Origin of the sequence: Vibrio sp. VGrn 2 (genome assembly GCF_009361695.1) — a bacterium.
Taxonomy (GTDB): domain Bacteria; phylum Pseudomonadota; class Gammaproteobacteria; order Enterobacterales; family Vibrionaceae; genus Vibrio; species Vibrio diabolicus.
In genome coordinates this window covers 1-6,348 of record NZ_RBWD01000034.1, presented here as the reverse complement: position 1 = coordinate 6,348, position 6,348 = coordinate 1, and the positions used below count along the sequence as shown (strand labels likewise).

Genomic DNA, 6,348 nt, shown 5'->3' with positions numbered 1-6,348 from the left:
AACTTTCATACCTATGCAGCGTAACTTCTTTACAATTACAACAAAACGCCCTTGTCTCTTCAGAACCGTACATTTTTACCAATCTGATTACTCCCTGTAAGCTAATTTTTCCCAAGCAACTAACGCCGCATTAAGGTGCGAACAACGCTAAATACCTAACCCAAACCATTGCACCTTAAACACTAAAACCAAGTTTAAACTGAGATCGCCAAGCGTTGTGAGTCACTCTTAAATGCTTTGTTAGGCGCTTCACGCAAATAGTTAAAATGGGATTTAGAAAACCACCTTTTGGAAAAAAGAACGCACGTAACCCACTGAATTTGGTTAAGACCCAAAGGCTAAAGCGACTAAGTTTCTGAAACCCACTGCAACCAGAAACACCAAAGAAATTGGCAATTCAACACATAGAAATGAAATTTGGAAAGGCTGACTATCGGAACGAAATTCCAGCCAATAAACCTGTTTCGAAGGCAGACAAACTTAAAGCGATTTGAGCCAAAGAAACTGACAACAAACCGACCAGAAAACCGAATGAGGCAACCTGCGAAACTTGGCATGTTTTACGGATTGAGTGATTCAAGAACTTGGGAAGATAAAGCCAGATTGCCGAAAAACTGGAGCGAATGGCCGGAGAGAAATTAGAGATATGACCCACGAAATTTCTCACTGCGCCTAACGCCCTGTTAAGGTGTGAGCAACGCAATACCGATGCCGCCGCATACCACCTTAAACACTAAACGCAACGCATAGTAAAAATGCCACGCGTTGCGAATCACTCTTAAACAGTTTGTTATAACACAGTTTTACACGTCATCTTCCGATAAAATTTGACGACAATTACGAACTGTTAGTACGCGGATTTCGTGACTTAAACTGTAGATAATACGATAGTGACCAAAGATGATTTCGCGATAGCTCGTGTGGGGCATTTCAGGAACAAACCGCCCCATTTCAGGCATACTTCCAAGTAGTTCAGTTTTATCAAAAACTTCGTTTACCCACCTCTCTGCTGCAGGTGGATTATCCAAAGAAATAAACTCCGCTGCATCACCTAGTTTCTGAAGTGCTAATGGAGACCAGACTACTTTCATTTTTTAATGCGCCCAAGTACTTGAGCACGCGCATCATCATTGGAAACACCGAGACCAGAAGCTAACTGAGCTTCTGCTGTGCGCATTTCTTCCAGTAATTCGATTTTCTCTTGCATTGCTTCATACTCAGCAACATCGAGAACAACAGCAACACCTTTGCCACGTTGCGTAATAACCAATGGGCGACGAGTCTCATTGATTTGTTTGATGTATGAAGCTACACCGGCACGAAACTCAGACAAAGGCTGAATATCTTGATCGAAATGAATACGACTCATATTGAACTCCAGTTAGTACAAAATAACGTACAAATAATAGTTCAACTGACCCTTTTGAGCAAGAAGTTGATTCTGTGTTATAACGCCTTGTTAAGGTGTGAGGCGCGCAATACCGAAGCTTCCGCATACCACCTTAACCACTAAAACCAACGCATAGTAAAAATGCCACGCGTGCCGAATCACTCTTGAACAATTTGTTATGTAGCCGACTTTCAGCTTAGTGCTTTCTGCCCAATTAGGATTTTGGGGGCAATACCAGCTTTGCGATACAAACCTAAAGCAGATTCATTGAAAGAATATACTTCTAAAAACAGCTCTTCTCCGCCGTTAGAAATAGCCCTTTCCTCAAATGCCTCTATTAGCGCCAATCCAACGCCTTGGCTTCTAAAGCATGAATCCACTACTATTTGTTCAATGCTCGCGATTTTTCGCTGTTTGAGCGTCCAAGACTTACGAACCCATAGCTCACCAAAAACAAAACCTACTAACTGCCCTTTGCTTTCGGCTACCAGAAAAATCGAGTTTTCACTTTCGATTACCTTGTGCAGGTCTATTTTTTGTTCAATTTCTTCCGGTGATAAGAAGTCATCAGGTAAATTTGCTTGATGATACTCATTAAGCTGAAACTGTAGTTTCTTGATAACACTGATATCTTCAATGCGAGCTTGACGAATATTTAACATATATAAATCCTTTTAACTTACCGTCCTCTCGTGGCTACATAACGCCCTGTTAAGGGGTGAGCAACGCAATACCTAAGCCGCCGCATACCACCTTAAACACTAAAACCAACGCATAGTGAAAATGCCACGCGTTGCGAATCCCTCTTGAACAGTTTGTTAGTGAGCGGACTCATTTGTTGCACTTAATGCTTTGTCAAACAACGCCATATCTAATACGAAACTTTCAGTCATACCGTCAGACATAACTGAGGTCCAAAGTAGTTCTCTTTGAACCAATGATTCGATGGCAGCACTCGAGAGATCAAGTCGGTTTATTTGCGAAAACGTAAGGGTTGTCCCCCCTGCATCAACAAATGCGGCAACCACTAGTTTTTCATGCTCAGTGAGCCCGTTAAACGTACAATCTAGCGCTCGCTCAATTGACTTTTGCTGCGCTCGGTCTTGATTCCATTTGTAAGAACTAGAAGCTGCAATTCGTATGATCGGGAAAGAAATCATTACGCTAAACAATGCAATAACCCAATCATTGAAGAACAGGTATGTTGATAAGCCAATTGCACCGGAAATTGATGTAGCAACCCCTCGACCAAAATCGCTCTCGGAATATATACGCTCAGCCCACTTTTCTAACGTTTCCATTTAAATCTCTAATATCAAATCGATCGAAGCTCACTAACGCCCTGTTAAGGTGTGAGCAACGCAATACCGAAGCTTCCGCATACCACCTTAAACACTAAACTCAACGCATGGTAAAAATGCCACGCGTTGCGAATCACTCTTAAACAGTTTGTTATGTTGAAAAATCACGCAATGCGCTCATCGCTATCTAACATTTTTACTGGAAGCTGATTCTCAACTAAAAAATTATAAAAACGTAAATCCTCGATTAAATCCGGTGATGCTAATTCAAAATCTTGATAAGTTTGATTCTTGAATCGAAATCGTATTGTATGTTCAAACCTTTTGGTCTGTACATATAAAATCTCGCTAATAGTAGATACATCAAGATTAACGTGTAAGAAAATTAGACAACCATTATCTAAAATAACTTCTTCCGATTCCTTAGTTTTCCTTGAGGATAAAAAATCAATAGCCAGTGATAAAGCTGAGAAAAACGCAATATATGCAAGTTGAGTTGAAAAAGGCTCCTTTGCTATTTCAGCCAAGTAATAAGCCAACATGCCAAAAAATCCAGTTCTCATTATAAACTGATTCAGTATATTGATATTTAATACTCTTTTTTGCCTTAATAATGTTTTCATAGAACCGTCTCTCAACATAACGCCCAGTTAAGGGGTGAAGCACGCAATGACCAAACTACCGCATTGCACTTCAACACCGAAACCAACGCATAACAAAAATGCCACGCGTGCTGAATCCCACTTGAACTGTTTGTTATGTGCGTACATTTAACGAGAGCATATCCCTTACATCACGAGAGTCAGACTCTTTCCAACGAGTTACTGTTTTACCTTGTGAAGTAGTGTCAACAAGCACTTCGATTGTGTAGTTTGATTTATATCTTCGTTTTTCGAACAGTTGATGCAAATAGGCTGCAAACTGTTCTGCTAAATCTACAGAATCAAGGTAAATGCTCTTCCCACGCAATCGTCCGGCAGGTGAAACACTGACAGTGATCATTGAATTATCATCGTGCTCCCAATGATAAGAGCGCAGGTTTTGAGGTAGAAGATCATTTCTCACACGAATAAGTAATGTTGCATACTCTACAACGCTCTTATTCGGGAACTCTCCCAACTTTCTAAGCATGTTACTTTTTCTCCCTAAGCACATAACGCCTTGTTAAGGTGTGAGGCACGCAATACCGAAGCTTCAGCAAACTACCTTAACCACTAAAGCCACCGCATAGTAAAAATGCCACGCGTGCCGAATCACTCTTGAACAATTTGTTAGGCGATTTTTCAAGCTAGCTCCATACATGTCTTGCTTTTTAGCAACTCATATATATCTGGACGTTCCTGAAAAAGAACATCGGTCACCATGTCTTGTATGAATGGAGCAACCCAATATTGTGAACCTTCGGGTGGAGTCATGCCTACCTCTAAGTGATCCACATAATCCGATGACATCATGTAGCTCTCTTTTATTGTCAGTATGTATGACATGTTTAAAATAAACACATCACGAACATCTAACCTGAGTTGCTCTAAATGATGAAGGCGCTCTTTCATATAAATTTTACCTTCATTGAGCATCAGTAATGCAAAAAAGTTGTAGTGCATATTATCATTGCAACGGTCTCTAATACCGTCATATCTTTTATCTAATTTGAGTAACGTATTTAACTCAGACAAAAACTCCGAGTTATCAAGATACTTAGACATCTTCGGCATTCGCGGTAATGGTTTTTTACCATGTAACCAGTCATTTATTTCTGTAATGTAGTAACCAGATCTACCTGCATTGTCATTTAGATATAAATTGGTATATGCATTAACCATAACCGAGTCATAATACTTCCTTAAAAGAGCATAAGCATCATTCAACTTTCCATCTTTTAGTACCAACTTTATAGACTCAATTGTGCCTTTCATAGACATAAAAACATATGTATCTATGCTCATTATTGCACTTGTTCCGGCAGTAGAAAAATTCATCACTGCATCAGATAAATACTCGTAAAACTGTGCATAATAGTTCAGCTCGTCGAATATTTGATGATTTACATACTTATCGTCTGTTGATTGCATTATTTATACTCTATCGCCTAACGCCACATTAAGGTGTGAGCAACGCCACCGCCAAAACTAAACTATACCGCCATAAACACGGAACCCAACCTTGAACTTAAAATGCCAAGCGTTGGGAATCACCCTTAAATGTCTTGTTAGCTGATGGGCTTACTTGTCTCGATTACGCTTTACACCCAAATCACTTAAACTACGAGTTAAGATAAGATACTTATAAGTTGACTCATTGGAACCAATTAGCTCATCACGTAATAAGCTTGGAGCTGGGTACTCCTTGTTGGTCTGTAAATCTTCAATCGAGCCATCATCTCTAATTTCAGCATCTGTTAATTTGTTACCCTGTTTATCAATAACGACCACCGTCATTGGCAACCCCAACTTTTTAAGCTTAGCGAAACACTCTTTGTCTATCGTTGATTTATTCATTTAGAACTATCCTTTTCATATCGAAAGGAAAAGCCTAACTAAAAAGCCAACAGGATGCTGTATCAACTTTTAGAATCAGCTAACGCCGCGTTAAGGTGTGAACAACGCTACCACCTAACCTAAACCATTGTGCCGTAAACACTAAAATTGATTCAAACTAAAAATGCCAAGCGTTGAGAATCACTCTTAAACGCTTTGTTATATGCCCGCTAAAATGGAATGTCATCGTCGAAGTCCATCGGAGGTTCATTGTACGAATTAGGAGAATTCGGCATTAACAAAGGCAGATTCAAAACCTTATGAGCACGCTTGGTTGTATCACTGATATCCTTGGTTAGAGATAATGCACTCTCAGGCAGATTTTTTAGGTATGTGAGTTTTTCGATCCCCAAACCTACGTCACGTACAATATGAGTTAATTCTTGTCTAATTGACTCTTCTCTAGTTCCGAGGTCGTATACTTCAGATGTTAGCCGCTGAATTTCTTCTCGATAACTGGATATTTCGCTATCAATCTTAGCCATCTTTTCAGCATGCTCAGATCTAAACTGGATGATAGTTTCTGACATTCGCTGCTTTTCGTCAGCCCATGTATCTAGCTGTCTATCGCGTAGTTTTCGGTTTTCTTCTTCGTCTGAATCCAGCTTGGCGATAGTTGTTCTTTTAACGGTATAATAATGTTCTTGCAAAGTTTTTTGCTTAAATGCGTTACGATACTTATTAATTACTCCATCCACTATACGCTCGTAAAGCATATTTAAGATAGGCACCACTAGCAGATAAACAAGAGATATACCTAATGGAAATAGCAAGTCATTAGCTAATTCAAAGGTAGATTCATTGATCATCGTTATCTTCTCAGCATTACTGCTTAGAATAAACAGCATTACATCTGCAATATTCCATATTGTCCATGAAAACACGTAAGCTCCTACCAACGGATTTTTAAGCCTACTGACAGTATTTTCTTGCAACGAATTGATCAATGTTTTCAAAAATATACTCCTAAAATCATCACGCCACCCTGGGCATATAACGCCCTGCTAAGGGGTGAGCAACGCAATACAAAGCCGCCGCAAACCACCTTAATCACTAAATTCAACGCATAGTGAAAATGCCACGCGTTGCGAATCCCTCTTGAGCAGTTTGTTAGTCGCGA

At 39.8% G+C, this 6,348-nt stretch carries 9 protein-coding genes; all 9 read right to left on the bottom strand.

Features of this window, described 5'->3' with window-relative positions; all coding sequences use genetic code 11:
• Nucleotides 1-803: 803 nt before the first annotated feature.
• Nucleotides 804-1,091, bottom strand: coding sequence for a type II toxin-antitoxin system RelE/ParE family toxin (locus D8S93_RS24545; RefSeq protein ID WP_193621677.1), 288 nt, complete (start codon nt 1,089-1,091; stop codon nt 804-806).
• Nucleotides 1,088-1,369, bottom strand: coding sequence for a type II toxin-antitoxin system Phd/YefM family antitoxin (locus tag D8S93_RS24540; RefSeq protein WP_000086647.1), 282 nt, complete (start codon nt 1,367-1,369; stop codon nt 1,088-1,090). The genes D8S93_RS24545 and D8S93_RS24540 overlap by 4 nt, the downstream gene beginning before the upstream one ends.
• Before the next feature lie 212 nt (nt 1,370-1,581).
• A complete protein-coding gene (locus D8S93_RS24530) occupies nt 1,582-2,052 on the bottom strand; it encodes a GNAT family N-acetyltransferase (protein WP_152816179.1) in 471 nt (156 codons plus the stop codon).
• Nucleotides 2,053-2,208: 156 nt separating this feature from the next.
• Nucleotides 2,209-2,691: a superinfection exclusion B family protein gene (locus D8S93_RS24520; RefSeq protein ID WP_152816176.1), complete on the bottom strand. Its 483-nt coding sequence runs from the start codon at nt 2,689-2,691 to the stop codon at nt 2,209-2,211.
• A 164-nt stretch (nt 2,692-2,855) separates the two neighbouring features.
• Nucleotides 2,856-3,314 (bottom strand): hypothetical protein, encoded by a 459-nt coding sequence (locus tag D8S93_RS24510; protein ID WP_152816173.1) that lies wholly within the window; start codon nt 3,312-3,314, stop codon nt 2,856-2,858.
• 133 nt (nt 3,315-3,447) lie between these two features.
• Nucleotides 3,448-3,822, bottom strand: a complete 375-nt coding sequence (locus tag D8S93_RS24500) for a hypothetical protein (RefSeq protein WP_152816170.1) — start codon at nt 3,820-3,822, stop codon at nt 3,448-3,450.
• A 152-nt stretch (nt 3,823-3,974) separates the two neighbouring features.
• Nucleotides 3,975-4,763: a hypothetical protein gene (locus tag D8S93_RS24490; protein ID WP_152816164.1), complete on the bottom strand. Its 789-nt coding sequence runs from the start codon at nt 4,761-4,763 to the stop codon at nt 3,975-3,977.
• Nucleotides 4,764-4,913: 150 nt separating this feature from the next.
• A complete protein-coding gene (locus D8S93_RS24485) occupies nt 4,914-5,189 on the bottom strand; it encodes a hypothetical protein (protein ID WP_152816160.1) in 276 nt (91 codons plus the stop codon).
• Nucleotides 5,190-5,398: 209 nt separating this feature from the next.
• Entirely contained in the window at nt 5,399-6,184 is a 786-nt protein-coding gene (locus D8S93_RS24480) for a hypothetical protein (RefSeq protein ID WP_123768128.1), read from the bottom strand.
• Nucleotides 6,185-6,348: the final 164 nt, after the last annotated feature.